Here is a 25,192-nt window from a genome sequence, read left to right as displayed (position 1 = left end):
GATAGAAGATCGCATTGGCCTCGCCGCCCGGCGTCGTCTCACTGAGCTGGATGCGGCTGTTAGGCTGGATCAGACCGAGCAGGGTCTCCGCCGCACCTCGACGCCGAGGTCGCGCAGATCGTGGCCGTTGCCGCGTCGCGCCGATTTTCTGGAGTGATAAGCCGCGCCCGACGCGGCGAATTCGTAACCCTACTCGGCGGCCGTCTCCGATGGCGCCTCTGCCGGCCCCGAAGGCTCGGCCTCGGCACGGGGCTTGCGCCGTGAAAACAGCGACCTGAGCGTGACGTAGAACACCGGCGTCAGGAACAGGCCGACGAAGGTGACGCCGAGCATGCCGGAGAATACCGCGGTGCCGAGCGACTGGCGCATTTCTGCGCCCGGGCCCGTTGCGATCATCAGCGGCACGACGCCGAGGATGAACGAGAAGGCGGTCATCAGGATCGGCCGCAGCCTGAGCCGGCAGGCTTCGACGGCAGCCTCGGCGGCCGACAGGCCGCGTTCCTGCGCCTGCCGCGCGAATTCGACGATCAGGATCGCGTTCTTGGCGGCAAGCCCGATTAGCACGATGAGGCCGATCTGCACGAGGATGTTGTTGTCCAGCCCTCGGAGCGACACGCCGAGCAACGCCGCGAGCACGCCGAGCGGCACCACCAGCACAATGGCGAACGGCAGCACCCAGCTTTCATATTGCGCCGCCAGCGCCAGGAACACGAACAGCACCGACAGTCCGAAGATATAGACAGCGGCATTGCCGGTGTTGCGCTCTTGATAGGCGAGCTCGGTCCATTCATAGGAGGTACCGGCCGGCAGCGTCTTTGCCGTGATCCCTTCCATCAATGCCAGCGCGTCGCCCGTGGAAACGCCGGGCGCGGCGTTGCCCTGCAGCGGCACCGAAACGTACATGTTGTAGCGCTGGACCAGCGCCGGGCCGGTGACGTCGCGGATCTCGACCAACGTGCCGAGCGGAACCAGCGCGCCGGTCGCCGAGCGCACCTTCAGTTTCAAGATGTCGGCGCGATCGAGACGGAACGCCTGGTCGGCCTGCGCCCGCACCTGGTAGACGCGCCCGAAAGCGTTGAAGTCGTTGACGTAGGCGGTACCCAAATTGATCGACAGCGCCTCGAAGATGTTGGGGATCGGCACGTTCAGGATGCGCGCCTTGTCGCGATCGATCGCCAGGAAGAATTGCGGGCTCGACGCGGAGAACGTGGTGAACACACCCGTCAGCCCCGGCGTCTTGTTGGCCTTGCCGGCGATTTCGTTGGCAAGCGCCAGGATCTGCCGCATGTCGGCGCTGTTGCGCTCCTGGATTTGCAGCTTGAAGCCGCCGGCATTGCCGACGCCGCGGATCGGCGGCGGCGGCAGTGCGATAATGAAGGCTTCCTTGATGCTTTGCAGGCTGCCGAACAGATTGCCGATGACCTGGGTCGCCGACTGGCCGGCTTTCAGTCGCTCGTCAAACGGCTTGAACCTGGCGAAGATCACGCCCGCGTTGCTAGCGTTGGTGAAGGTCGCGCCGGAGAAGCCGGCGAAGGCGACTGCGTAGTCGACGCCTGGCGTTTTCTGGATGATCTGCGACGCCTGCTGGATGACCGCATCGGTCCTCGACAGCGAAGCGCCGTCCGGCAACTGGATGACGACGATCGCATAGCCCTGGTCAAGCGACGGAATGAAACCGCGCGGCACCGACTGCACCATGTAGACCGTGGCGTAGATGAGGGCCGCGAAAACGGCCAGCATGGCGGCGATCGTTATCCACGAGCCGACCAGCACGCGGATGATGCTCGAATACCAATGGGCGACCCTGTCGAAGCCGCGATTGAAGCCGTCGGCGAGCGCCCGTCCGAACCGCGCCAGGAAAAAGCGCGGCGGCGCCGCCGCGGCGTGATGCGGCTTGAACAGCAGTGCGGCCAGCGCCGGCGAAAGCGTCAGCGAATTGAATGCCGAGATCGCCGTCGACACCGCGATGGTGATCGCAAACTGCAGATAGAACTGCCCAGAAATGCCGGGGATGAAGGCTGTCGGTACGAACACGGCTATCAGCACCAGCGAGATCGCGATGACGGCCGTTCCGACTTCGTCCATGGTCAGGTGCGAGGCCGGATTGGGCGCCAGCCCTCTGGCGATATTGCGCTCGACGTTTTCGACCACGACGATCGCATCGTCGACGACGATGCCGATCGCCAGAACTAGGCCGAACAGCGTCAGCATGTTGAGCGAGAAGCCGGCGGCGTAAAGCACCGCCAGCGTGCCGATCAGCGACACGGGGATCGCCACGATCGGCACGATCGCCATGCGCCACGATTGCAGGAAGACGATGATGACGATGATGACCAGCAGCATCGCCTCGAGAATCGTCTTGTAGACCTCCTGGATCGACTCGGCGACGAACTCGGTCGGATTATAGACGATGTCGTAGCTCAACCCCTTCGGGAAATCGCGGGAAAGCTCCTTCATCTTGTCCTGGATCTCCGCGGCTGCGGCGAGCGCATTGGTGCCCGGCCGCTGGAAGATGGCGAGCGCCACCGCCGGTTTGCCGTTGAGATAGGAGTTGGTGACGTAATCCTTGGCGCCGAGCTCGATGCGCGCCACGTCCTGCAGCGAGATCAGGCGGCCGTCGTCGGTCGATTTGACGATCACGTATCGGAAGTCGCGTGCGTCGTTGAAGCGGCCTTGCGTGGTGACCGTGTACTGGAACGCCGTGCCGGTGCTGGTCGGCGGCGCGCCGATCGAGCCGCCCGACACCTGGACGTTCTGGTCGCGCAGCGCCTGCACCACATCGCCCGAGGTCATCCCCAGGGCGGACAGTTTTTCCGGATCGAGCCAGATGCGCAGCGAATATTCGCGTTCGCCGAAGATGATGAGGTCGCCGACGCCGTCTAGTCTGAGCAGTATGTCGCGCACCCGCGAGCGGGCGTAGTTCGAGACGTAGAGCTGGTCGTAGGTATTGTCGGGCGACAGCATGTGCACGACCATCATCAGGTCGGGCGAGCTCTTGGTGGTGGTGATGCCGAGGCGGCGGACTTCTTCGGGCAGGCGCGGCTCGGCGACCGACACGCGGTTCTGCACCAGCACCTGAGCCTGGTCGAGATCGGTGCCCAGCTTGAAGGTGATGGTCAGCGCCATCGCCCCGTCGCCCGACGAATAGGACGACATGTAGAGCATGCCCTCGACGCCGTTGATCTCCTGCTCGATCGGCGTTGCCACCGTCGCTGCGACCGTCTCGGCGTCGGCGCCCGGATACTGCGCGCGAACGACGATGGTCGGCGGCGCGATCTCGGGATATTGCGCGACCGGCAGCTGGGTATAAGCAATCCCGCCGAGGATCAGCAGGACGATCGAAACGACCGATGCGAAGATCGGACGGTCGACGAAGAAATGTGCGAACCTCATTGCTGCAACTCGGCGGTCTCGGCCTTGGGCGGCAACGTCACCATCTCGACCTTCACCTTGGTGCCCGGCCTGGCGTGCATCAGCCCTTTGACGATGATTGTCTCGTCGCCGGTCAGGCCCTGGCGGATGACCCGGTAGCCGTCGAGAAGCGGGCCGGTGCGCACGGGCTTCGCCGACACCATCCCGGCCTCATCCACCAGGAACACGATGCGGCGATCCTGATCGGCGCCGATCGCCTCGTCGGGCACCAGCACGCCGCTATGCGGCAGCGACCCCGGCACGTTGATGCGCCCGAACATGCCTGGCTGGAGAATGCCATCGGCGTTGGGAAACCTTGCACGTACCCGCATGGTGCCGGTCGCGTTGTCGATCCGGTTCTCGGCAAAATCCAGCTTGCCTTTGAATACCGCCTCCGCGCGGTCGGCGACGCGAACCACCACCTCGAGCCCGCCGGCGCCTTCCTGCATGCTGCCGCCGCGCTCCTTCGCGTCGCGGGCATAGCTGAAATACAGGCGCTCATCGACGTCGAAATAGAAGTCGATCGGATCGCGCGTAACGATGGTCGTCAGCAAGGTGGAATCCGGCTGCACGAGGTTGCCGACCGACACCAGCCGGCGGTCGATGCGGCCGGACAAGGGCGCCTTGATCTCGGTGAATTCCATGTTCAGGCTGGCCGTCGTCAGCGCAGCCGTCGCGCCCTGCATCTGCGCCTGCGCCGAAAGGTATTCCCGCCGGCGGTCGTCGACCGTCGCGGTTGAGATATTGCCGGTCTTGGCGAGTTCGTCGGCGCGATCCAGCTGCATCTTGGAGAATTCGAGCAGACTCTTGGCGACGTCCACTTGCGACTTGGCGGCATCATAAGCCGCCTGGTACGGACGCTCGTCGATGGTGAAGAGCAGGTCGCCCTTGTTGACCAGTGCGCCGTCCTGGAAGCTGACCTTGTCCAGATAGCCGCTGACGCGCGAACGGATGGCGACCTGGTCGACGGCTTCGAAGCGCCCGACGAACTCGTCGTCTTCGACGATTTCACGGACCACCGGCTTGGCCGCTGTCACCACGGGTAGCTGCTGGTCCTGCGCAAACGCAGTGCTGCTGAAAGCCATGCCGAGCAGGAATGCCGCCGACACGGCGGCGCGGGGAAGCCAGCCGGCCGATCGACAGGGTCGCCCGCCCGCGTCGCGATGCAATTGCCCATTCTCTGGGGTGTCCATTTGCGTCCTCGCTCGCTGGACCCGGAGGTCGGTTGATCCGCTTCTACGCTCAGGCTTTCGTCGAGATCAGAGCACTGCAGTGTTGTGCATGGCAACATGATCATTTTCCATATGGGCTGAAATGTCCACCCTGTGGCTGCCCCGCCACCCGCCACTGGCAACGCAGATCCACCGGGCGGTCCGGGACGCTATTGAGACGGGACGGCTAGACCCGGGAGCAGACCTTGGTCCCGTCGGGCTGAACGTCCGCAATCCTTCTTTAAACGTTAAAGCCGCCATTCCGCTATCGGCCCCGAGGCTGCCGGTCTGCAACGCGCCCCAAGGTCGGCCGTTAAAGTTAGTTGTGCCACCGCCTTACAGCGGACAACACCGGCGACCGCGCTTGAGGGCGTAGTTGCGCCAGGAGCGGTCATTCGATGTTCTGCCGTTGAACGGCTTCATTCGCCAGTTTAGCGGAAATTGGGCGACAGCATGGTTGTCTGAACAGGGAAGTTCGAAACCCTCTTGGTCCGCGAATCCCGCTGATTGCACGCTGCGGTGCGATATTCTGCAAGATAGCCACCCAACCAACGCCGATAGCCGCATTGCTCTCGACAAGAGCACTCCTGCCGCAGACCACCTAGCTGGCAGACACTTGGCTGATCCCGGCATCGACCCAGGCACGCGTCTGATCAAGCACTTCATCCGAGAGCGCGGGATCGTCGATCGCCCGGGCGAGGATTACTGCCCCCACCATCGCTGCCCAGCTTCCGATCGCCGCGCGGCGTCTGTCTGCCGGATCCAACTCCGGGAGCGCCTTGCCGATACGGTCGATCTGCGATCGTAGGCCTTCCGTCATGGCCGAGCGTGCAGCCGGGGTCTGATGGCGGATGGCTGCGGCAAGGCCCGCCGTCGGGCAACCGCCGGCGCAGTTGTCGCGATGCCGGGGCGAAAGATAGGAACCTACATAAGCGCGAAGATCGCCCCCTCCGCCTGAGTCCGCGGCGAGGACGTGGGCAAGGGTCTGCGCGATCAGGTCGTCCTTCGAACTGAAATGACCATAGAAGCCGCCATGGGTGAGCCCGGCGGCCTTCATCACTTCCGCCACGCTGACCGCGTCGAACCCCTTCTCGCGAAACAGCCGGCTGGCCGCATCCAATATCCGGTGACGGTTCTCCGCCATCTGCTCTCGACTGACCTTCATTTCAAAATTCTCCGTCGGCCCCGTTGACATTTACATGATGCCCATCATATTTAGCCGCAATCATGATGATCGTCATGAATATAGGTTCCATCAGAGAAAAGAGCAATGCCATGACCACCATTCCATCAGTCCTCATAACCGGCGCCTCCACGGGCATCGGAGCTTCCTATGCCGAACGGTTCGCCCGCCGCGGACACGACCTCGTGCTGGTTGCCCGTGACGTGGCACGAATGGAGGCACTGGGAGCCCGGCTCCGTCAGGAAACTGGCGTTGCGATCGACATCATCCAGGCTGATCTTACGCAGCCTGCCGAGCTTGCAACGGTAGAGACGAGGCTGCGCGATGACGCCCGCATCGGGATTCTAGTCAACAATGCCGGAACAGCCATCGGCGGAAGCTTCATCGAGCAGAGTACCGATGACGTCGCACGGCTGGTTGCGCTCAACACGACCGCACTTCTGCGGCTTGCCAGCGCCATGGCCCCACGTCTTGCGAAAGCTGGCGAAGGGTCGATCGTCAACATCGGCTCCGTGGTCGGCCTGGCGCCGGAGTTCGGCATGACGGTCTACGGCGCAACCAAAGCCTTCGTGCTGTTTCTGTCGCAGGGGCTCAGCCTCGAGCTCGCGCCGAAGGGTGTCTACGTCCAGGCCGTGCTGCCCGCCACGACGCGAACCGAGATCTGGGACCACGTCGGCGCCGACATCAACACGCTTTCCAACGTGATGGAGGTGGACGATCTGGTTGATGCGGCGCTGGTCGGCTTCGACCGCCGCGAACCGGTGACCATCCCGCCGCTTCCCGATGCCGGGCAGTGGGACGCGCTTCAGGCCGCGCGCCAGGCCATGCTTCCGAACTATCGGAACGAACATCCCGCCGAGCGGTACCGCAAGGTCGCCTGAGCACCAACGAATCCATTTGATAACGACCTCGTCGCGGCGGGGACAAACAAGGTGACCTATGACCAACAAAGCACTTTTTGAGCCTTATTCTCTCGGCTCGCTGACGCTCTCCAATCGTATCGTCATGGCGCCCCTCACGCGCAATCGCGCTGGCCCGGGCTTCGTTCCGGGCGATCTTGCCGCCGAGTATTACGGCCAGCGGGCCTCCGCCGGCCTGCTGATCTCCGAGGCCACGCAGATCTCGCGGCAGGGACAAGGTTACCAGGACACGCCCGGCATCTATTCTCAGGCTCAGATCGACGGCTGGCGAAAGGTCACGACCGCGGTGCACGCCAAGGACGGGCGGATTTTCCTGCAGCTCTGGCACGTCGGCCGCGTCTCGCACGTCGATCTGCAGGAGAACGGCGCCGCGCCCGTCGCGCCCTCGGCAATCCGGGCCGCGACCAAGACGTTCGTGAACAACGGCTTTGTCGAGGTTTCGGCGCCCCGCGCGCTGGCGCTCGACGAGCTTGCGGGGATCGTCAACGATTTCCGGCAAGCAGCCGCGAACGCCATTGAGGCCGGCTTCGATGGCGTCGAGATTCATGGCGCCAACGGCTATCTGCTGGACCAGTTCGCCAAGGACGGTGCCAATGTCCGCACGGATGCTTATGGCGGATCGGTCGAGAACCGCGCCCGGCTGATGCTGGAGGTTGCGACTGCGGTGGTCGAGGAGATCGGCGCAGAGCGCACCGGCATCCGGATTTCGCCCGTCTCGCCCGCCAACGGCGTCTCGAGCAGCGCCCCCCAGGCGCAGTTCGACTATATCGTCGATCAACTCGATGCTTTGGGCATCGTCTATATCCATGTCGTCGAGGGCGCCACGGGCGGATCGCGCGATGTCGCGCCGTTCGACTTCGGATCGCTCCGCCGGCGCTTCAACAATACCTATATCGCCAATAACGGCTACGACCTCGAACTCGCGGCGTCGCGGCTCGCCGAGGGCAAGGCGGATCTGTTCGCCTTCGGGCGCCCGTTCATCGCCAATCCCGACCTTGTGGAACGGCTGAAGACGCGCACGCCGCTGACGGAGTTCAACTCGGCGACGCTCTATGGCGGCGGCTCCGCTGGCTATACCGACTATCCCGCGATCGCCGCCTCAAGCCGCCCATGAGCTATCGGAGGGCGGCGCCTGCGAGGCAGCCATCCCACGTGACAGCAGCGCCTCAGGGCATCTCTCTGGCGCTCCGCTCGAACTGGTGTCCAAACCCAGGGATTCAGGAGGGCTATAGCATAGACGTTAGCTGCTCTGGTCCGCCCAGGACCAGCCAGGCGAGATTCGTAGCACGTCGTACGTTCGCTTTACAGGCGCAGATCGCGTCGATGCATGGGGGGCGCCTGCGGTCTTATGTAGCAAAAGCACCAAAGGATTTGGCTGATGTTTAGGACATCAGTCTATCTCTTTGTCGTAGTTTTTGGCTTGGCCGCCCCATCGCAGCAGGGCTTCGGCAAATACGACGGGAGGACGGAAGGCGAACCCCAACTGGCGTTTCTTTCCAAGAGGGTCTTCATAATCAATCCTGCCAACAATGGGCGGGAAGTCCCTCCAGAAGGTGTCTCTATTTTCGGCCGTCAAATAGAAGCCGCCACAATGAGCCTCGACGAGGGTCGGGTCTATCGCGGCAAGGGACGGGTCTATGGCCCTACTTCCGAAATTCTCATTCAGAAAAATCGACTCCTCTCGGCCGAGTTCATGCCACCCTTCGGAACGGCCATGGCCGCCAATCTGGATGTCTGTAGAATTCTCTACTCCAATGTAAAAGCCAGTGATAATCGCCGGCATCTCCCCGATGTTTTTAACCTCAATTGTCGTTTGTATACGCGTCCACCTTGGACCTTCACCCTCTTCGAACGGACTCAGAGAATTGTTGTTTCCGATATATGGACCACCAGCTTTAACGCTAAGCCATGGCTTGAAACTGGACTCAAACTGACGGACGGCAAGCGCGTTGGCGGCATTGGAAGCATTGACAGACGCGACGTTAGCGGCTCTGGCGACCTCTACTGCGTCAAAGGCAGCATCGGCGCTCCGCTTGGCTTCTTCAAACTGTTTGTTGAACCTATCGGCTTCGGCGGCGGCCCCCGCCTCTTCGTGTTCTATGACTTTATGGGCAGCAACCGCTGCGCTTTGGGCGGCAAAAGCAGCCCAGCCGGTGAAGATCAGGCTAACAACAAGAGCGGCGAATTCGAGCGCGGTAATTCTAATCGATATTCGGGAAAGCCTGTTGCTTTCCTCGACGGCCTGCACAGCCGCCCATTGCGCGCAGAGATCAGCATCATCCCCATTCTTTGGGTCATTGCAATTGGGATGATAGGGTTTGGTAGTTATAGGGGGTTCTTCGCGCGCGAACGGCGGGACACGGTCTCTGGCTGGCTGATATTCATAATCGGGATAACTTTGCAGCTCTGTATGATTGAGTTGCTGATATCCGGCGTAACCTAGGCATAAAAGGGCTATTCCTGCGAGACTCGCAAGGATGACGCGCCGATAGCCTCTAAGCATTGTAGCAAGAACGCCGCACTGAATCCCCCCCTGCTGATCTTGTTGTTCAGGTTACGCTCCGTTTCGTGAATGTCCATAGCCGCAAGCTTCTCGGCTAGCTGGGCGTAGGTGAAGCCCCGTCGTTTCAGTTCCGCCTTCAACAGGTTCTTGGCCCTCGTCTCAAATCTGACTTGGGAGGAGGTCAAGGATCTTCCCGAAGAACTATTGGCCGAACTGAGCGTATCTGACGCAGACCGCTTGGAGTTCACCATTATCGCAATCATAGAGGATGCTGGCGGTGTTGCCTCGTTGGATCGCATCATAATGGAATACTACAAGCGCACCGGCGAGGTTATGAAGCGGCCAGTCATGAACAACCGTCTTTATCGAATGGTACAGAAAGAGGCCATACACGCCGTTCAAGGGAAGAAAGGCGTTTACACCCTTCAGCCTCTCAGCGATGAGGATGCGGCGGCGGTGATTTGATGCCGCCGCCCCCATTTCTTCGCGCCCTTGACGCTCTCCGTCACCCTAGCCACGAGCGCGCTGTCGGCGGCATCCCATCCCTTCGCGGCCATGATCCGAAGGGCGATTTCGCGATTTGTGCATTCTCCGCTGTCCCTGCGCAACAGCCGCGCCAGTTCGTTACGCTTGAACAGGCGGACAGCCGTGACCTTGGGTTTGATGTCGCGTGGCGGCTTGGCATAGCCGAAGATCGCCAGCGCAGCGTCTATGTGGCCTAGCTGGTATTCCAAGGCGGCTTTCTGCCGCTCCAAATCGAGAACCTGGCCCGACAGTTCCGCCCGCTTGGCGATCAATGAGTAGATGACGAGTGGCTGTCCCATGCCAGCAACAATCGATTACAGGGCTTGTAGCGGCTAGGGAAAACTTGGTGCTTTTGCTACATAAGACCGGGCGCCTGAACGTCCGCTTCTCACATTCCAAGCCTCCAAGCCGCAAGTCCGCTATCGGCCCGATCGAGACGTTCAAGGCCTCGATACTAAGCGTCCGCCCATGGCGCAAAGGAGACAAATTGGCGCCCGCCCCTCAAGCCGTCTTTGCCGTCACCACCCCAACTCTCGACCATCGCCTCATCGGGGACTTCTGCGGATTGCCTACTTCGCAACTCAGTGCGGAAACGCGTGGCTGCTCGGTCGAGAACAGTCGTCAGTATCTGCCTGCCCCCATGCCCCCCTCACGGCACAAATATCAAAAACACCCAAGTAAAAAACACCACCAGATGGACCAAGCCGGTCAAGAACGTCGTCCTTTCCGTGCTGAAACTCACATTGCAGATGAAAAGCGCCAGGACCAAAAGCACCGTGTCGGTCGCCGGCAGCCCCAGGGTCAGGCCTCTTCCGGTCAGCAGGCTGGCGGCGGCTATGCCCGGTATTGTCAGGCCGATTGTGGCACAGGCCGAACCCATGGCGACGTTCAGGCCGCGCTGCAGCTCGTTGCTGAGTGCGGCGCGAACCGCCGAAATGGCCTCCGGCATCAGAACCAAGCCCGCGATCATCGCGCCGACAATGGCGTCGGCCTGCGGCACCTGGTAGGCGACGAGCGCATCCTCGACGCTGGCGGCGACCTGTTCGGCGAGCATCACGATGCCGATCAGCCCGATCAGCAGGAGAACAGCGCCGGCGGCGACGCTTTCGTGGGCGTCGGTTCGCGTCGAAACGCTAAGCGCTTGCCCGTCGATGAAATCGTCCCGGTGGCGGACAGTCTGCGCGAACAGAAAACCGGCATAGAGCAGCACTGAAAGCACGCTGACGAAGCCAAGTTGGGCCGCCGAAAACGTGCCGGGATCGGTGGTTCGCGTGTAGGTCGGCAGAATGAGCGTCATGACGCTCAGCGCGACCAGCACCGCCAGATAGGCGCTGGTCCCTTGGCGGACGATTGCCTGCTTGCGATGGCGCCAGCCGCCAAACGTCAGGCACATGCCGACAACACCGGTGGAGGTGATCATCACCGTCGAGAACACGGATTCGCGCGCAAGCGTCGGATTGTTGGCTCCGTGCAGCATGATGGAAACGATGATCGACACTTCGATTGCCGTCACCGCGATGGTCAGCACCAACGTGCCGTACGGCTCGCCTACCCGCCGGGCCACCGCCTCGGCGTGGTCGAGCACCACGAAAATGGTGATGAACATGATCGCGCTCGACAGCGCGCCGATGAACATCCTGGTGCCCAGCGACCCTTCGTCGACCGACACCCCGCTGGCTCTGACCGCGACAGCCATCGCCAGCGCGGCCAACGGCATGCCGTAGGAAACCGCCGATCTTGCGAAACCACTCATTGTCACCTTCTTGCCTTCCCGCAAATCCCGTGGAAGGGCGATTTGCAACCACTGTTGCGCACCGCGACCATCCAGAGAAATCGCATATGACAGGTCATGACGCCATCGCCGCGTACCCCACCCCTAGCCCCTCCCGACAAGGGAAGGACAATCGCGTACGCAGGAAGCTCGCGCGCTAGCCGGGCGTGTTGGCCTTGACGACCTTCTTGCATTCGGGCGTCAGCTCGCTCATGTGACCGGCCAGGCATTTGACGACGCGGCCACCGCCCGGCAACACGCCCTTGCACAATCTTTGGTAATCCGCTTGGCAGGCCTCACGCTCGGCCGCCGTCTGCGCCAGCACCGCGGTGGCTGCCAGCTGAGTTGCCAGGAAAAGCACGCCTAACCCAATCCGCATGGAACACCCCTCAAATATGTTGCCCAAACAACGCCTCCGTCACGCGTAGATACAAACGGAAGCCTTTTCACGCCGTCTTCTGCGTCACCAATCCCAGCTCGTCGACCATCGCCTGGCGCATCAGGAATTTCTGCGGCTTGCCGGTCACGGTCATCGGCAATTCGGTGCGGAAGCGGATGTAGCGCGGGATCTTGAAATGGGCGATCTGGCCGGCGCAGAAGGCCTTGATCTCCTGCTCGGTGGTGATCTGGCCGGGCTTCAGCACGATCCAGGCGCACAGCTCCTCGCCGTATTTCGGGTCGGGAATGCCGAACACCTGCACCTCCTTGACCTTCGGGTGGCGATAGAGGAACTCCTCGACCTCGCGTGGATAGACGTTCTCGCCGCCGCGGATGACCATGTCCTTGACCCGGCCGACGATGTTGCAATAGCCCTCGGCATCGATGGTGGCGAGGTCGCCGGTGTGCATCCAGCCGTCGGCGTCGATCGCCTCGCGGGTCTTCTGCTCATCGTCCCAATAGCCCTTCATCACGGAGTAGCCGCGCGTGCAGAGCTCGCCCGGCGCGCCGACGGCGACGGTGGCACCTTCGGCGTCGATGGCCTTGACCTCGACATGCGGATGGACGCGGCCGACGGTCGAGACGCGCTTTTCCAAGGGATCGTCGACGCTGCTCTGGAACGAGACCGGGCTGGTCTCGGTCATGCCGTAGGCGATGGTCACCTCTGCCATGTGCATCAGCGACACCACCTTCTTCATCACCTCGATCGGGCATGGCGAGCCGGCCATGATGCCGGTGCGCAGGCTGGTGAGATCGAAGGAGGCGAACTCGGGATGGTCGAGCAGGCCGACGAACATGGTCGGCACGCCGTAGAGCGCGGTGCAGCGTTCCGTTGCCACCGCCTTCAGGGTGGCGCCCGCATCGAACCCCTCGCTCGGGAAAACCATGGTCGCGCCCTTGGTGACGCAGCCCATCGTGCCCATCGACATGCCGAAGCAATGATAGAGCGGCACCGGGATGCACAGCAGGTCGTCGACGGTGAGCCGGATCGCCGAAGTGACGAAATTGCCGTTGTTGACGATGTTGTTGTGGGTCAGCGTCGCGCCCTTGGGTGCGCCAGTCGTGCCGCTGGTGAACTGGATGTTGATGGCGTCGTCCGGTTTCAGCCCCGCTGAAATCCGGTCGAGCTTGTCATGCTCGTCGCGGCCGGCCATCGCCAGCACGTCGGCGAAATTGAACATGCCCGGCGAATTCTCCTCGTCCATGCGGATAACGGTCTTCAGCGTCGGCAGCTTGTTGGCGTCGAGCTTGCCGGGGGTGGCGTTGGCGATCTCTGGCGCCAGCGTCTCGATCATGCCGAGATAGTCGGAACTCTTGAATGTGGCGGCGGTGACCAGCGCCTTGCAGCCGACCTTGTTCAAGGCATATTCCAGCTCGACCAGCCGGTAGGCCGGGTTGATGTTGACCAGGACCAGGCCGATGCGGGCGGTGGCGAATTGCGTCACCAGCCATTCCCAGCGGTTCGGCGACCAGATGCCGACGCGATCGCCTTTCTCGAGGCCGAGCGCCAGGAAGCCGGCGGCGAGCGCATCGATGGTCTCCGACAGTTCCTCCCAGGTAAAGCGCTTGTCCTGCTCGACGAAGACGGCGGCATCGAGCGTGCCGTATTTGCCGACCGTATCGGCAAACAGCGCCGGGATGGTCAGGTTGAGCAGCGGCACACTGCGCTCGCCCGAGACATGCGCCGTGCCGTCGACCGGCGCAATGAACGAACCGCCATCGCGCTTGGAGCGCAGGTTGGTTGCATTCTTCAACTCGTCGAGATTGATCGGCATCGCCGTGTCCTCCGCAGACAGAACGAGCCTATCAGCCCGGCGGGGTGGTGGAAATCCCGCCGATGGTAGGGCTGGGTGGGAACTCGCCTGCAAGGGCCGAAAATAAAAAACCCGCCTCGGCGGGCGGGTCTTCGGGGCCAATTGGCACCGTAGCGAGATTAATAGCATAGCTGCCGGCACAAAGCAAGAACAAAATTGCTGTACGTCAAGAAAATCGCGTCAGGTCGGTGCCAGCGGCCAAGCTGCCAATCTCCCTCCTTGAGGGGGAGATGGCCGGCAGGCCAGAGGGGGTCGTCTCGCGTGGAGCACCTGCCTGTTCTGTCCGTTAGGAGAGTCGCGTCAAGACGTACCGACCCCCTCTGTCGCCTTCGGCGACATCTCCCCCTCAAGGGGGGAGATTGGCGACGTCAGCCTGAATTCACCGATGCCATCCTGGCCGCAATATCGCGCAAAGTCGCCTCGTCGGCCGCCGAACGCATCTTCCTCGACGCGACGAGGCAGGCCTGCGAGCGCAGGATGACGCCGTCGGCCAGCACCTTGAGATGGTTGGCGCGCAGCGTCGAACCTGAGGTGGTGATGTCGACGACGATATCGGCCAATCCGGCCGCCGGCGCACCCTCGGTGGCGCCGAGGCTTTCGACGATGCGGTAGACCTGGATGCCGTGCTTTTGCGAAAAGAACTGCTGGGTCAGGCGCCAGTATTTGGTGGCGATCCTGAGCCGGCGGCCGTGGCGCTGGCGGAAATCGGCGGCGACGTCGTCGAGGTCGGCCATCGTGTCGACATCGAGCCAGATGTCGGGCACGGCGACGACGACATCGGCATTGCCGAAACCGAGGCGGGCGATGATTTCGGCGCGCGCCTCGCAATCGGCAAGGTTTTCGCGCAAAAGGTCCTCGCCGGTGATGCCGAGATCGACCGACCCCTGGCCGATCTCGCCTGATATCTCCGAGGCGGACAGGAACGCTATCTCGACGCCGTCAAGGCCGTCGATGCGGGCGCGATATTTGCGCTCGTCGCCGGGCAGGCTGACGGCAAGCCCGGCCTTGGCCAGCACCTGCAGCGCCTGCTCCTTGAGCCGGCCTTTCGACGGGATCGCCAGCGTGATCATGGCGCCGTCTCCCGCAGCGCCTCGATGCGGTCGAGCCAGACGGAAAAACCGACGCCAGGGATCGGCGTTTTGGCGCCGAGCAGCGTCAGCAGCCGGTCGTAGCGGCCACCACCGGCGAGCGGCCGGTCGCCATCCTGCGCCGCGATCTCGAAGACCAGGCCGGTGTAGTAATCGAGCGGCCGGCCGAAGGCGGCGTCGTAGCTGATTTCAGACATCGGCAGGCCGAGGCTTGCGATGGCCGCGGCGCGGGCTGCGAAATTCTCCAGCGCAGCCCCCAGTGAAAGCCCGGCATCGGCTGCAAAACGTTCGAGCGCTCCGGCGGCGCTGTCGAGCGGCACGTCGATCGCCAGGAAACTCTTTAGTGCCGCGAATGCCTCGTTCGACAGCCGTACGCTGCGCAGTTCGGCTTTCTCGATCAGGCGCCGCGCAATCTCGGACGGCGAACGCCCGGCCGTTGCCGACAGGCCGGCCTCTTCCATGCCGCCGGCGATATGCGCCGAAAGACCGTCAAGATCGCCGTCGAGGACAAGGGCGGCGGCCGCGCCGGCAAGCTGGCTGTTGCGCGGTGGATTGGCGAGGTCGGCAAGGGCTGCCTCAAGCATCGGCGCCGAGCCGAAGGCGCGCGCCAGCCGCATGCGCCAGCCGCGCGGCAGGCCAAGCGCGGCCAGCACCGCCTCGAAGATGGTCTGGTCGCCGAGCGTCACCGCCAGCTCCCGGCCGGGCAGCACCAGCGACAGCAGCGCATGCGCATCGGCCAGCGAACGGGCGTCGGCGGCCGCCGTGTCGCGGTCGCCGAGATCCTCGATGCCGGCCTGGAAGAACTCGTTGCCGCCCTCGCGGCGCTGGCGAAACACCTCGCCGAGATAGGAATAGCGGCGCGGCGTGCCGGCCTGGCTGGCGATGTGGTCGAGGCAGACCGGAATGGTGAATTCCGGCCGCAGGCAAAGCGTCTGCCCGGTCTCGCTTTCGGTGAGAAAGATGCGGCGCCGCAAATCCTCGCCGGCCATGTCGAGGAACGGATCGGCCGGCTGCAGCACAGCGACCTCGACCGCGTGGGTGTTGCGCGCGGCGAAGAGGCTGGTGATGTCGGATGCGATGGCGGGGCGCGAGGTCACGGCAGGCGCCCTTCCCTTCTCCCCCTGTGGGAGAAGGTGGATTGGCGCGAAGCGCCAAGACGGATGAGGGGTGCCGGAAGAAATGAGGCGTCGGCGTTCCCTGGAACACCCCTCATCCGACCGAGCTTCGCTCGGCCACCTTCTCCCCCAGGGGGAGAAGGAAGCGGCGCCCTACTTGCCACGCGCCCGCTCCTCGGCCTGCGCCGCCAGTATCTTCTTCACCTCGGCGACCAGATCGCCTTGCGACACGGTCACCTGCGCCGGTCGTGCGGCGCGCCATTCGGCGTTGTCGGCGATCTCGGCCGACATTTTCGCGCCTTCGATCAGGTCCTTGATCTGCACCTCGCCCTTGGCGCGCTCGTCGCCGCCCTGGATGACGGCGACCGGGCTGCCGCGGCGGTCGGCATATTTCAACTGCGCCTTCATGCCGGCGCCGCCGAGATACATTTCCGAGCGGATGCCGGCGGCGCGCAGCTCGGCCACCATCTTCTGGTAGCGGCCGAGGCTTTCCGTGTCCTTGTCCATGGTCAGCACGACGACCGGCGCGATGACATCGGAAGTATCGAGCTTGCCGAGGTTCTTCAGCGCCGTCATCAGCCGCGAGACGCCGATCGAAAAACCGGTCGCCGGCACCGGCTCGCCACGAAAGCGCGAGACGAGGCCGTCATAACGTCCGCCGCCGCCAACCGAGCCGAAGCGCACGATCTGGCCGTCCTCGTTGGGGATTTCGGCCAGCAGCTCGGCCTCGTAGACCGGGCCGGTGTAATATTCGAGGCCACGCACAACGGAGGGATCGATGCGAATGCGATCCTCACCGTAGCCGCTTTGCGCGACCATGGTTCTTATCTGCTCCAACTCTGCAAGACCCTCGACAAACGAGGCGTTCGTGATGCCGAGATGTTCGAGTTTTCTTTCCTCGACAAGATTGCTGAGCCCTGGGGTGATAGATCCCAGTGTCTGGACAACTTGTTCGGGATCATGCTGCGCCATGACCGTGAAATAGCTGATCACAACATCGATTTGAGCGTTACCCAGCCCGGCGCCCTTGGTAAAATCACCGCTCTCGTCCTTGCGCCCGGCGCCCAATAGCAGGCGCACGCCCTCGACGCCCAGCTTGTCCAGCTTGTCGATCGCCCGCAGCACCTGCAGCCGGCGGCCAGCGTTCTCGTCGCCGCCGAGGCCGATCGCCTCGAGCACACCGTCGAGCACTTTGCGGTTGTTGACGCGGACGACGTAATCACCGCGCTTGATGCCGAGCGCCTCCATCACGTCGGCCATCATCATCGCCATCTCGGCATCGGCCGCGACACCCGGCGTGCCTACCGTGTCGGCGTCGAACTGCATGAACTGGCGGAAGCGGCCGGGACCGGGCTTCTCGTTGCGGAACACCCAGCCGGAACGATAGCTGCGATAGGGTTTCGGCAGGCGCTCGAAATTCTCGGCGACGAAGCGCGCCATCGGCGCGGTCAGGTCGTAGCGCAGCGACAGCCACTGGTCGTCATCGTCCTGGAACGAGAACACGCCCTCGTTCGGCCGGTCCTGGTCGGGCAGGAATTTGCCGAGCGCATCGGTGTATTCGATCAGCGGCTGGTCGACCGGCTCGAAACCGTAAAGCTCAAAGACCGAGCGGATCGTCGCCATCATCTTCTCGACGGTGCGCAGATCGTCGGCGCCGCGGTCGACAAAGCCGCGCGGCAGCCGCGCTTTCATCTTTTCGGATTTGTCGGCCATGGGATGGGTACTCGGTGTTTCGTGGCGCTCCGGGGATCGGTTAAATAACCGATTTCCACGGCGCGGGTGTCCTAACCGATGCAGCCCGGAGAAGGCAAGGGTTTGCGCTTCTCCCTGCTCCCCCTGCGCGAGAAGGCAAGAAAAAGAAGCTGAAACAATTGCGCCATGCGCGCGGCATCGTGCCGACACAATCCGGGCCGATAAGCGCGCCGAAACAAGGGGTTCGGGGCCATGGCCACGCTACAGAAGTTCGACATCATCGATAGCCGGGCACGCGACGCCTCGGTCCGGCTGCGGCCGGCCGATGGTTATGCCCCGAAGACGAAGCAAATCGCCGGACCGTTCGAGGTCGCGGCGCAACAGCGCAGCGGACCGACCATGCGCGACGTGCTGATGACCGGACTGCTGGTAATCTATCCGGTGTTCGCCGCGCTGGCGGCCATCCTTGCCGGGTTTTTCCTGGCCGGCGCCGGCGGCGCCTGAGCCGCTATTTCGGCCGCTTGAACGCTTTCCGTTCCGCCTCGACCGGTTCGCGGCAGACGCAGCCCTCGAGATGGTCGTTGACCAGCCCCATCGCCTGCATGAAGGCGTAGACGGTGGTCGGGCCGACAAAGCTCCAGCCGCGCTTCTTCAGCTCTTTCGAAATGCGGACCGAGACGGCCGTCGTCGGATTGGCGCGCAAATGCGCGAGGTCGACGATCTCGGGACGCTCGTGCGGGCCGGGCTCGAACTTCCAGAACCAGGCCGCCAGCGAGCCGGCCTCGTCGATGAGTTCGCGGGCGCGCTTGGCGTTCTTGATGGTCGACACGATCTTGCCGCGGTGACGGATGATGCCGGCATTGCCGAGCAGGCGCTCGACATCGGCGTCGGTGAAAGCCGCGATCTTGTCGACATCGAAGCCGGCAAACGCCTCGCGGAAATTGTCGCGCTTGCGCAATATGGTCAGCCAGGACAGGCCCGACTGAAAACCTTCGAGGCAGATCTTCTCGAACAGGCGGCGGTCGTCGGCGACCGGCCGGCCCCATTCGTGGTCGTGGTAGTGCAGATAATCCGGCAGGTTGCCGTGCCAGAAGCAGCGGGCGATGCCGTCGGGACCGGCAAGCAGACCTGTCTTTTCATCCATGGCGGAATTCCGTTCGTGTCTTGGCGTTGACGCGTTTTGACGCGGCCTTTACCGCGGCTTTACCAGATTCCTGAACCGGGCGGTAACCACACCAAAAGCTTTACTGACAGATCGGCATTTTACGCATTCCGATTCATGTTTCGGTTGCCGCTTCGCGCCCAATGTCGGCGAAATCGGGGAGGCTTTGCACCCCGGCATGTTCGACGATCAAGGTGCGTTGCGATGAAGACATTCTTGTTCCCACTGTTCGGCGCCGCGGCCGTGCTTGCGGCCGGCGCCGCCAATGCCAACGACCGCTATGCGGAGAGGCCGCCGGTGGTGGTCAGCCCAGATCTTTCGGCGCCCTGGGTGCTGCAGCTCGGCCATGCCCCGGGCACCGTGCGGCAGAGCCGGCAAGAGGCGCAGCCGCAACGGCGCTACCGGCGGCTGGCCGAACCCGATCAGCTGCGCACCGCAGCGGTGCAGGCGCCGGCCAAGCGCATGGTGATGCGGCCGCAGATCGACCCGATCTATCTGCCGCAGGAAGTCGCCTATGACGGCCCGCAGAAGCCGGGCACGATCGTCATCGATACGCGAGAGAATTTCCTCTATCTGGTCGGGAAGAACGGTAAGGCGCGGCGTTATGGCGTCGGCACCGGCAAGCCGGGCTTCGAATGGTCCGGCACCCACAAGATCACCAACAAGCGCGTCTGGCCGGATTGGCGGCCGCCGGCGGTGATGATCGCCCGCGAAGCCGCCAAGGGCCGTTATCTGCCGACCTATCTCGCCGGCGGCATGGAAAACCCGCTCGGCGCACGCGCGCTCTATCTCGGCTCGACCGAGTACCGTATCCACGGCACCAATCAGCCCTGGACGATCGGCGGCGCGGTGTCGTCGGGCTGCATCCGCATGCGCAACGAGGACGTGGTCGACCTTTACGAGCGGGTCAATGTTGGCACGACGGTTGTAGTGATGTAATCTGCGGTTGACCTCACCGATGATTCTGCTCAGAAGCCTCGGGAGCATTGAATAACGGGGGACGGGCCGTGTGGGGATGCGGCCAGTCACGAAAGGGCAGCGCGGCAAGCCGTGCTGCCCTTTTTGTTTCCGCCAGCAGGAATTGACGGGAAGATTTTGCCGGCACGTCGCGCGACCGGCATGACGGTTCGCTTTTCGCGCTGCCTTTTCGCGGTTGCTTTGCTATGTGGCGGCTAAAATCCAGATAAAGGCCCCATCCCGATGTCCCTTTCCGATGACAGCCGCTATCTCAGAGGCGGCCCGGTTGCCCAACGCATCATCGCCGGCGTGCGCGAGGACGCGGCGATCGCCACCGCCGAAGGCTTTCCGCCCAAGCTGGTGTCGGTCACCGTCGGCGATACCGCCGCGGTCGACGTCTATGTCCGCAACCAGCGCGCCAAGGCCGGGTTGGCCGGCATCGGCTTCGAGGAAAGGCGCTTTCGCGCCGACATCACCGCCGGCGAGCTGGAAGCGGCAATCCACGGGCTCAACGCCGACCCGCGCGTCACCGGCATCATCATCCAGCGGCCGGTGCCGGTGCACATTCCGATCAAGACGCTGCAGGCGGCGGTGCATCCGCTCAAGGATGTCGAGGGCATGCATCCGGCCTCGATCGGCAACATCGTCTACAACCAGCTCGACCTGGCGCCCTGCACCGCCGCCGCTTCGGTCGAACTGCTCAGGGAAACCGGCCTCGACCTCAAGGGGCTCGAGGTGGTGGTCGTCGGCCATTCCGAGATCGTCGGCAAGCCGATCGCGTTCCTTTTGATGAGCGAAGGCGCGACGGTGACCGTCTGTCACCACATGACGCGTTCGGTGGCGGCGCATGCGCGCCGCGCCGACGCGCTGTTCGTCGCCGTGGGCCGGCCGCGGCTGATCAAGGCCGACATGGTGAAGCCCGGCGCTGCCGTGATCGACATCGGCATCAATTCGGAGATCGGGCCGGACGGCGAAAGCCGCATCGTTGGCGACGTCGACACCGAAAGCGTCAAGGAAGTCGCCTCCTGGATCACGCCGGTGCCGGGCGGCGTCGGCCCGATCACGGTGGCGATCCTGCTGCGCAACACGATGGTGGCCCTCAGCCGGCAGCGTGCCCGCTATCAGGCAACCTACGGCACGGCAGACCGGCTGGCGGCGGAGTAGGCGCCTTCGTCACGTGTATTGCGGCACATGGCAGGTGATCCGGGACTCGTCATCCCAGAAGACGTAGAGCACGCCGCCGCTGCCCCAGAAGAAACCGGCGAGTGAATCGAACTGAAGAAGAAATTTCATTTCCCGGTCCGTTCCGGGAACGACTGGAAACTGCGGTCCCTGAATCCATGACGGCAGCCCAGCAAGCCGAAACAGGTTTTGCCTTGAATTGCTTATCCCGTACGACTGCCTGAGCCACCGTTTAGGGGTCGGTGCCAACCGAACAGTTCTTTTCTCGGCGGCTTTTGCAGGCCTCTCAATGTAGGGCGAATGCAGAGGCGCGATCGGCGTCGGCACACCGGCAGCGTCGTGGGAATAATAGGTCGGTTCGAGAGAATTCGCACAGGTCTCGATACGGAGTCTGGGAAGAGGCATCGTCAGCTCACTCCCAAGATCGTCCAGCGTAATCAGATGTATCAGTCGCTCTCGACAGGTCGGGCACACTGCCGATCCTTCGCCGCCGACCGTAAGTGGCCGGCCAGTCGCCGGCAGATGCCAGGTAGGATGATTGCGATGCGTCGGAAAAGATATGTCGCTCGGAGCGCCTTCCTCAAAGCTGAAATGATGACATGCCGGCGGCGAACGAGGATCATCATGCGTCAGCCAGTCTGCGAAATCGGGAATGTCGCCCAAGGTACTGTCTGGAAACAATTCCGGCACCTGCAAGGCGACGTGAGCCAGCAGATCCTCCACGTCTATTCCGCGTTTCACTTCCTCTTGCAGGAAAAATGCCAGACGAGCCAAATACGCGTCGTCGAGAAACGAAACGGCGTCGATAATCAGATTGTCTTGCTGGACGTCGGCTTCTACCGCTGCCTTTATGAGCGCAAACAGGAATTCGGACCCATCCTTGAGATGACGAGCGATGATTGTCTGGCATTCGCCATAGCTGGCCTGGAACGTCGCCGGCGATCTGTCCGACAGCAGCCGAACGACGGTTCCAATCTCTTCGGACTTTGGGTTGGGCATCTCGGCAGTCTCATCGGCGGGTGCGCAGCAATCAAACCAATTTTGGCGGCTCGCCGCCATAGGCCCAGTCGAGCAGCTTTATCGTATGCACCACCGGCAGCTTGGCGGCGGAAGCGATCTGGGTGATGCAGCCGATATTGCCGGTGGCGACGATTTCAGCACCGGTCGCCTCGATATTCCTGACCTTGCGGTCGCGCAACGTCGCCGAAATCTCGGGCTGCAGGATGTTGTAGGTGCCGGCCGAACCGCAGCACAAATGCCCTTCGCGCGGCTCGCGCACGACGAAGCCGGCTCTGGCCAGAAGCTCCTTCGGCTGGCGGGTGATCTTCTGGCCGTGCTGCATCGAGCAGGCTGAGTGATAGGCGACGATGGTGCCCGGCTTGCGGACCGGCTCGGGCAGGTCGAGGCTTGCCAGATATTCGGTGATGTCCCTGGCCAGCGCTGAGACGCGCGCGGCCTTGTCGGCATAGGCCGGATCGAGGCGCAGCATGAAGCCGTAATCCTTGATGGTGGTGCCGCACCCGGATGCGGTGATGACGATGGCGTCGAGTCCGCCCTGCTCGATGGCGCGCGTCCAGGCGTCGACGTTCCGTCGGGCCGACGCCAAGGCAGCGTCCTCGCGCCCCATATGATGCACCAGCGCGCCGCAGCAGCCCTCGCCCGCGGCCACCACGACCTCAACGCCAAGCCGGGTCAGCAGCGAAATCGTCGTGTCGTTGATGCCGGGATCGAGCACGGATTGCGCGCAGCCGGTGAGGATGGCGACGCGGCCATTTTTCTTCGCGCCCTGCCCGGCATGGACGCCCGGCGAGGCCATCGGCGAGACTGCCGGGACCGACGCCGGGGCCAGCTTCAACATCGCGCCCAAAGGCTTCAATGCCTGGATTTTCTCAAACAGGCGGGCGAATGGCTGGCCGAGCTTCGCCAGCTTGAGCGCCGCGCGGAAACGCGAGGGGTAGGGCAGCACGAAGGCCAGCATGGCGCGTGTCAGGCGATCGGCCAGCGGACGCTTGTAGGTCTCCTCGATATGGACGCGGGCGTGGTCGACCAGATGCATGTAGTTGACGCCCGACGGGCAGGTGGTCATGCAGGCGAGGCAGGACAGGCAGCGGTCGATATGGGTGACGATCTGCTTGTCGGCCGGCCGTCCGTTTTCCAGCATGTCCTTGATCAGATAAATCCGGCCGCGCGGCGAATCCAGTTCGTTGCCGAGCGTCACATAGGTCGGGCAGGTGGCGGTGCAGAAGCCGCAATGCACACATTTGCGCAGGATCTTCTCCGATTCCGCGACATGCGGATCGGCGAGCTGGGCAGCTGAGAAATTGGTCTGCACGTAAACGAATCCCTACCCTTTGAGCATGATCCTTTCCCAAAACCGGTACCCAGTTTTGGGGATCATGCTCATAATCCCAGGAACCGGCTTTCCGGGTTCTTGACCGCCTCGCCGCGCTGCAGCGCCTGCAGGCCGAGAATGCAGCGGGCGATGAACCAGACGGCGACGGCAACCATCAGCACGACACCGATGACCACGATCATCAGCAGCGCCGAGATCAGTGCATAGAGCAGGCCGATCCAGAAGGTGCGGATCAGGAATGTGTAGTGGCTTTCGACGAAGCCGCCGGCCTTGCCGCGATTGATATAGGCCAGGACGATGCCGACAATGCCGCTGACGCCGATGGCTAGGCCGGCGAGATAGAGGATGTAGATGACCAGCGCGTTGGTCGGGCCGGGCTCCAGCCAGCGGTCGGTCTGGCGTGACGTACCGTTTTGGCCTGGATCGCTCATTGTGCTCCTCCCTCGGTTGCCGGCGCGAGAGTAGCAGAGCTTGCGCCCGGCGCCATACGGCCGGGATTGAGGATATTCTTCGGGTCGAATTCGGCCTTCAGCCGCGCCGACAGTGCTGCCAGTTGCGGCGCTTGCGGTTCGAACACCGGCACGGCGGCGCGGTGCGAAGGAGTTGCGCGCACCAGCGTCGCATGGCCGCCGCCATGTCTTCTGATCAGGCCGCGCAACAGGCCAGCCTCGGGATCGTCCTGCTGCATGCGCAGCCAGATCAGCCCGCCCTGCCAATCGTAGAAGGCATCGACCGGGGCCTGCATGCGCAGCGCCAGCACCATCTGGTGGCCCCGCGACGGCGCCATCGAGACGCGCCACACCGGCCTTTCGCTGCCATCGGCGAACGGCGCGCAGTCGCGGACATCGCGCCAGACCGAGTACGAGACCGAACCGGAAATCTCCTGCAGCGGGCCAGCGTTTTTCAGCAGGTCTTTCAGCGCGGCAATGCGGTAAGCGACCGACGGGCCGAAGCCCTCGATGCGCAGCAGCGTCGCGGCATCGCTGCCGAGACTGCCGCCAGCGACCCTAGCTGCGACCCGTTCGGGAAGATGGGCAGCACTTGACACTTCGGCGCTGGAACCCAGCGCCAGCGCCATGGCGGCGGCGGCGTGATCGTCGAGCAGGCCGCGGATGGCGAGCGTGACTTCGGTCTCGGCAGCAGGCAGCACCTTGAAGGTGACGTCGGTGAGCACCGCCAGCGTGCCCCAGCTGTTGGCCATCAGCTTGGACAGATCATAGCCGGTGACGTTCTTGACGACGCGGCCGCCCGACTTGAAGGCCTCGCCGCGCCCGGAAACGGCCGCTATGCCGAGGATATGGTCGCGCGCAGCACCCACCTTCAGCCGGCGCGGGCCGGAAAGGTTCGCGGCGAGTGCGCCGCCGATCGTGCCTCGCGCTGGCCCACCGCCGAGCAGCGGGCCGTAATCCATCGGTTCGAAGGCAAGTTGCTGGCCGTTTTCGGCAAGCAGGCTTTCGATTTCGGCCAGCGGCGTGCCGGCTTTTGCCGACAGCACCAGTTCGGCCGGCTCGTAAAGCATGACGCCGGAGAGTCTGGAAAGGTCGAGCGTATGCTCACTCTGCTGCGGCCGGCCGATACCGCGCTTGGAGCCGTGGCCGAGGATTTCGAGCGGGGATTCCTCTGCGGCTGCCCAAGCGACGGTGGATAGGGTTTCCGCGGCTGTGGACGGGGTGAAGGTGGTCATGGGACGGACGCGGCATTTGCAAATGCGGGAACGTCGCGTTCCTTCGCGCCCCCCTCTGTCCTGCCGGACATCTCCCCCTCAAGGGGGGAGATCGGACGTCGCGTCTGGCTTCGCCAATCGTCAATATTGAAAGAAAGTTGAGGCGTGCAAGCTGCCAATCTCCCCCCTTGAGGGGGAGATGTC

At 63.3% G+C, this 25,192-nt stretch carries 23 protein-coding genes; 7 read left to right on the top strand and 16 right to left on the bottom strand.

From position 1 onward, the window contains the following. Positions 1–189: 189 nt before the first annotated feature. The 3 genes from NKI24_RS21135 to NKI24_RS21125 all read right to left on the bottom strand — a co-directional run bounded on the left by NKI24_RS21135 (position 190) and on the right by NKI24_RS21125 (position 5,787). A complete protein-coding gene (locus NKI24_RS21135; protein ID WP_352680296.1) occupies positions 190–3,393 on the bottom strand; it encodes an efflux RND transporter permease subunit in 3,204 nt (1,067 codons plus the stop codon). Next, positions 3,390–4,496 carry an efflux RND transporter periplasmic adaptor subunit gene (locus NKI24_RS21130; RefSeq protein WP_051406143.1) on the bottom strand — a complete coding sequence of 369 codons (1,107 nt, stop codon included), beginning with the start codon at positions 4,494–4,496 and terminating at the stop codon, positions 3,390–3,392. The genes NKI24_RS21135 and NKI24_RS21130 overlap by 4 nt, the downstream gene beginning before the upstream one ends. A gap of 727 nt (positions 4,497–5,223) precedes the next feature. Next, positions 5,224–5,787 carry a TetR/AcrR family transcriptional regulator gene (locus NKI24_RS21125; RefSeq protein ID WP_352451022.1) on the bottom strand — a complete coding sequence of 188 codons (564 nt, stop codon included), beginning with the start codon at positions 5,785–5,787 and terminating at the stop codon, positions 5,224–5,226. 110 nt (positions 5,788–5,897) lie between these two features. On the opposite strand from NKI24_RS21125, the gene NKI24_RS21120 reads away from it, so the two are divergent. The 3 genes from NKI24_RS21120 (at position 5,898) to NKI24_RS21110 (ending at position 9,168) form a co-directional block, all read left to right on the top strand. Next, positions 5,898–6,686 (top strand): SDR family NAD(P)-dependent oxidoreductase, encoded by a 789-nt coding sequence (locus NKI24_RS21120; protein WP_352450975.1) that lies wholly within the window; start codon positions 5,898–5,900, stop codon positions 6,684–6,686. Positions 6,687–6,744: 58 nt separating this feature from the next. Further along, entirely contained in the window at positions 6,745–7,839 is a 1,095-nt protein-coding gene (locus tag NKI24_RS21115; RefSeq protein ID WP_352450974.1) for an alkene reductase, read from the top strand. A gap of 264 nt (positions 7,840–8,103) precedes the next feature. Next, positions 8,104–9,168 carry a hypothetical protein gene (locus NKI24_RS21110; protein ID WP_352450973.1) on the top strand — a complete coding sequence of 355 codons (1,065 nt, stop codon included), beginning with the start codon at positions 8,104–8,106 and terminating at the stop codon, positions 9,166–9,168. Between the two features lie 11 nt (positions 9,169–9,179). Here NKI24_RS21110 and NKI24_RS21105 read toward each other — a convergent pair whose 3' ends face one another. Then, the gene (locus tag NKI24_RS21105; protein WP_352748000.1) at positions 9,180–9,479 is read right to left on the bottom strand and encodes a DUF6471 domain-containing protein; all 300 of its coding nucleotides are present in this window, start codon (positions 9,477–9,479) and stop codon (positions 9,180–9,182) included. On the opposite strand from NKI24_RS21105, the gene NKI24_RS21100 reads away from it, so the two are divergent. Next, positions 9,376–9,693 carry a hypothetical protein gene (locus NKI24_RS21100; RefSeq protein WP_352451027.1) on the top strand — a complete coding sequence of 106 codons (318 nt, stop codon included), beginning with the start codon at positions 9,376–9,378 and terminating at the stop codon, positions 9,691–9,693. The two genes, NKI24_RS21105 and NKI24_RS21100, sit on opposite strands and share 104 nt — an antisense overlap. Here NKI24_RS21100 and NKI24_RS21095 read toward each other — a convergent pair. The 7 genes from NKI24_RS21095 to hisS all read right to left on the bottom strand — a co-directional run bounded on the left by NKI24_RS21095 (position 9,654) and on the right by hisS (position 17,692). Further along, positions 9,654–10,052, bottom strand: coding sequence for a hypothetical protein (locus tag NKI24_RS21095; RefSeq protein WP_352450971.1), 399 nt, complete (start codon positions 10,050–10,052; stop codon positions 9,654–9,656). The genes NKI24_RS21100 and NKI24_RS21095 overlap by 40 nt on opposite strands. A 350-nt stretch (positions 10,053–10,402) precedes the next feature. After that, the gene (locus NKI24_RS21090; RefSeq protein WP_352450970.1) at positions 10,403–11,506 is read right to left on the bottom strand and encodes a calcium:cation antiporter; all 1,104 of its coding nucleotides are present in this window, start codon (positions 11,504–11,506) and stop codon (positions 10,403–10,405) included. Positions 11,507–11,681: 175 nt separating this feature from the next. Beyond that, entirely contained in the window at positions 11,682–11,903 is a 222-nt protein-coding gene (locus tag NKI24_RS21085; RefSeq protein WP_352450969.1) for a cysteine rich repeat-containing protein, read from the bottom strand. Between the two features lie 67 nt (positions 11,904–11,970). After that, positions 11,971–13,737 (bottom strand): AMP-binding protein, encoded by a 1,767-nt coding sequence (locus NKI24_RS21080; RefSeq protein WP_352450968.1) that lies wholly within the window; start codon positions 13,735–13,737, stop codon positions 11,971–11,973. Between the two features lie 407 nt (positions 13,738–14,144). Further along, positions 14,145–14,846: an ATP phosphoribosyltransferase gene (gene hisG / locus NKI24_RS21075; RefSeq protein WP_352744035.1), complete on the bottom strand. Its 702-nt coding sequence runs from the start codon at positions 14,844–14,846 to the stop codon at positions 14,145–14,147. Continuing rightward, the gene (locus NKI24_RS21070) at positions 14,843–15,961 is read right to left on the bottom strand and encodes an ATP phosphoribosyltransferase regulatory subunit (protein ID WP_352744036.1); all 1,119 of its coding nucleotides are present in this window, start codon (positions 15,959–15,961) and stop codon (positions 14,843–14,845) included. Before NKI24_RS21070 ends, hisG begins: the two co-directional genes overlap by 4 nt. Positions 15,962–16,132: 171 nt before the next feature. Beyond that, a complete protein-coding gene (gene hisS, locus NKI24_RS21065; protein ID WP_352747994.1) occupies positions 16,133–17,692 on the bottom strand; it encodes a histidine--tRNA ligase in 1,560 nt (519 codons plus the stop codon). Between the two features lie 231 nt (positions 17,693–17,923). On the opposite strand from hisS, the gene NKI24_RS21060 reads away from it, so the two are divergent. Beyond that, entirely contained in the window at positions 17,924–18,175 is a 252-nt protein-coding gene (locus NKI24_RS21060; RefSeq protein ID WP_352450964.1) for a hypothetical protein, read from the top strand. Between the two features lie 4 nt (positions 18,176–18,179). Here the strand turns inward: NKI24_RS21060 and NKI24_RS21055 are convergent, their stop codons facing one another. Then, on the bottom strand, positions 18,180–18,815 hold the full coding sequence (locus NKI24_RS21055) for a DNA-3-methyladenine glycosylase I (RefSeq protein WP_352450963.1): 636 nt from the start codon (positions 18,813–18,815) through the stop codon (positions 18,180–18,182). A gap of 222 nt (positions 18,816–19,037) precedes the next feature. Between NKI24_RS21055 and NKI24_RS21050 the strand changes: the two genes are divergently transcribed. Both NKI24_RS21050 and NKI24_RS21045 read left to right on the top strand, forming a co-directional pair. Continuing rightward, positions 19,038–19,772 (top strand): L,D-transpeptidase, encoded by a 735-nt coding sequence (locus NKI24_RS21050; protein WP_352450962.1) that lies wholly within the window; start codon positions 19,038–19,040, stop codon positions 19,770–19,772. A gap of 261 nt (positions 19,773–20,033) precedes the next feature. Next, the gene (locus NKI24_RS21045) at positions 20,034–20,954 is read left to right on the top strand and encodes a bifunctional 5,10-methylenetetrahydrofolate dehydrogenase/5,10-methenyltetrahydrofolate cyclohydrolase (protein ID WP_352747990.1); all 921 of its coding nucleotides are present in this window, start codon (positions 20,034–20,036) and stop codon (positions 20,952–20,954) included. A 9-nt stretch (positions 20,955–20,963) separates the two neighbouring features. On the opposite strand, the gene NKI24_RS21040 is transcribed toward NKI24_RS21045, so the two are convergent. From NKI24_RS21040 to NKI24_RS21025, 4 genes are all read right to left on the bottom strand, one after another. Continuing rightward, complete coding sequence (locus NKI24_RS21040; protein WP_352747987.1) at positions 20,964–21,971, bottom strand: hypothetical protein; 1,008 nt, start codon at positions 21,969–21,971, stop codon at positions 20,964–20,966. 31 nt (positions 21,972–22,002) lie between these two features. Then, positions 22,003–23,304, bottom strand: coding sequence for a glycolate oxidase subunit GlcF (gene glcF, locus NKI24_RS21035; RefSeq protein WP_352747984.1), 1,302 nt, complete (start codon positions 23,302–23,304; stop codon positions 22,003–22,005). 68 nt (positions 23,305–23,372) lie between these two features. Next, a complete protein-coding gene (locus NKI24_RS21030) occupies positions 23,373–23,756 on the bottom strand; it encodes a DUF4870 family protein (protein WP_352747982.1) in 384 nt (127 codons plus the stop codon). Then, positions 23,753–25,009 (bottom strand): FAD-binding protein, encoded by a 1,257-nt coding sequence (locus tag NKI24_RS21025; RefSeq protein WP_352747979.1) that lies wholly within the window; start codon positions 25,007–25,009, stop codon positions 23,753–23,755. The genes NKI24_RS21030 and NKI24_RS21025 overlap by 4 nt, the downstream gene beginning before the upstream one ends. Positions 25,010–25,192: the final 183 nt, after the last annotated feature.

Origin of the sequence: Mesorhizobium sp. M0701 (assembly GCF_040320365.1) — a bacterium.
In the GTDB taxonomy this organism is placed as follows: domain Bacteria; phylum Pseudomonadota; class Alphaproteobacteria; order Rhizobiales; family Rhizobiaceae; genus Mesorhizobium.
Note: the sequence above shows the minus strand (reverse complement) of the source record. Positions and strands in the feature narration are given on the sequence as shown.

Bases quoted from the DNA above. Each gene is read 5' to 3' on its own strand.
- NKI24_RS21135 (WP_352680296.1), bottom strand. From the start codon at position 3,393: ATGAGGTTCGCACATTTCTTCGTCGACCGTCCGATCTTCGCATCGGTC.
- NKI24_RS21130 (WP_051406143.1), bottom strand. From the start codon at position 4,496: ATGGCTTTCAGCAGCACTGCGTTTGCGCAGGACCAGCAGCTACCCGTG.
- NKI24_RS21125 (WP_352451022.1), bottom strand. From the start codon at position 5,787: ATGAAGGTCAGTCGAGAGCAGATGGCGGAGAACCGTCACCGGATATTG.
- NKI24_RS21120 (WP_352450975.1), top strand. From the start codon at position 5,898: ATGACCACCATTCCATCAGTCCTCATAACCGGCGCCTCCACGGGCATC.
- NKI24_RS21115 (WP_352450974.1), top strand. From the start codon at position 6,745: ATGACCAACAAAGCACTTTTTGAGCCTTATTCTCTCGGCTCGCTGACG.
- NKI24_RS21110 (WP_352450973.1), top strand. From the start codon at position 8,104: ATGTTTAGGACATCAGTCTATCTCTTTGTCGTAGTTTTTGGCTTGGCC.
- NKI24_RS21105 (WP_352748000.1), bottom strand. From the start codon at position 9,479: ATGGTGAACTCCAAGCGGTCTGCGTCAGATACGCTCAGTTCGGCCAAT.
- NKI24_RS21095 (WP_352450971.1), bottom strand. From the start codon at position 10,052: ATGGGACAGCCACTCGTCATCTACTCATTGATCGCCAAGCGGGCGGAA.
- NKI24_RS21090 (WP_352450970.1), bottom strand. From the start codon at position 11,506: ATGAGTGGTTTCGCAAGATCGGCGGTTTCCTACGGCATGCCGTTGGCC.
- NKI24_RS21085 (WP_352450969.1), bottom strand. From the start codon at position 11,903: ATGCGGATTGGGTTAGGCGTGCTTTTCCTGGCAACTCAGCTGGCAGCC.
- NKI24_RS21080 (WP_352450968.1), bottom strand. From the start codon at position 13,737: ATGCCGATCAATCTCGACGAGTTGAAGAATGCAACCAACCTGCGCTCC.
- hisG (WP_352744035.1), bottom strand. From the start codon at position 14,846: ATGATCACGCTGGCGATCCCGTCGAAAGGCCGGCTCAAGGAGCAGGCG.
- hisS (WP_352747994.1), bottom strand. From the start codon at position 17,692: ATGGCCGACAAATCCGAAAAGATGAAAGCGCGGCTGCCGCGCGGCTTT.
- NKI24_RS21060 (WP_352450964.1), top strand. From the start codon at position 17,924: ATGGCCACGCTACAGAAGTTCGACATCATCGATAGCCGGGCACGCGAC.
- NKI24_RS21055 (WP_352450963.1), bottom strand. From the start codon at position 18,815: ATGGATGAAAAGACAGGTCTGCTTGCCGGTCCCGACGGCATCGCCCGC.
- NKI24_RS21050 (WP_352450962.1), top strand. From the start codon at position 19,038: ATGAAGACATTCTTGTTCCCACTGTTCGGCGCCGCGGCCGTGCTTGCG.
- NKI24_RS21045 (WP_352747990.1), top strand. From the start codon at position 20,034: ATGTCCCTTTCCGATGACAGCCGCTATCTCAGAGGCGGCCCGGTTGCC.
- NKI24_RS21040 (WP_352747987.1), bottom strand. From the start codon at position 21,971: ATGCCCAACCCAAAGTCCGAAGAGATTGGAACCGTCGTTCGGCTGCTG.
- NKI24_RS21030 (WP_352747982.1), bottom strand. From the start codon at position 23,756: ATGAGCGATCCAGGCCAAAACGGTACGTCACGCCAGACCGACCGCTGG.
- NKI24_RS21025 (WP_352747979.1), bottom strand. From the start codon at position 25,009: ATGACCACCTTCACCCCGTCCACAGCCGCGGAAACCCTATCCACCGTC.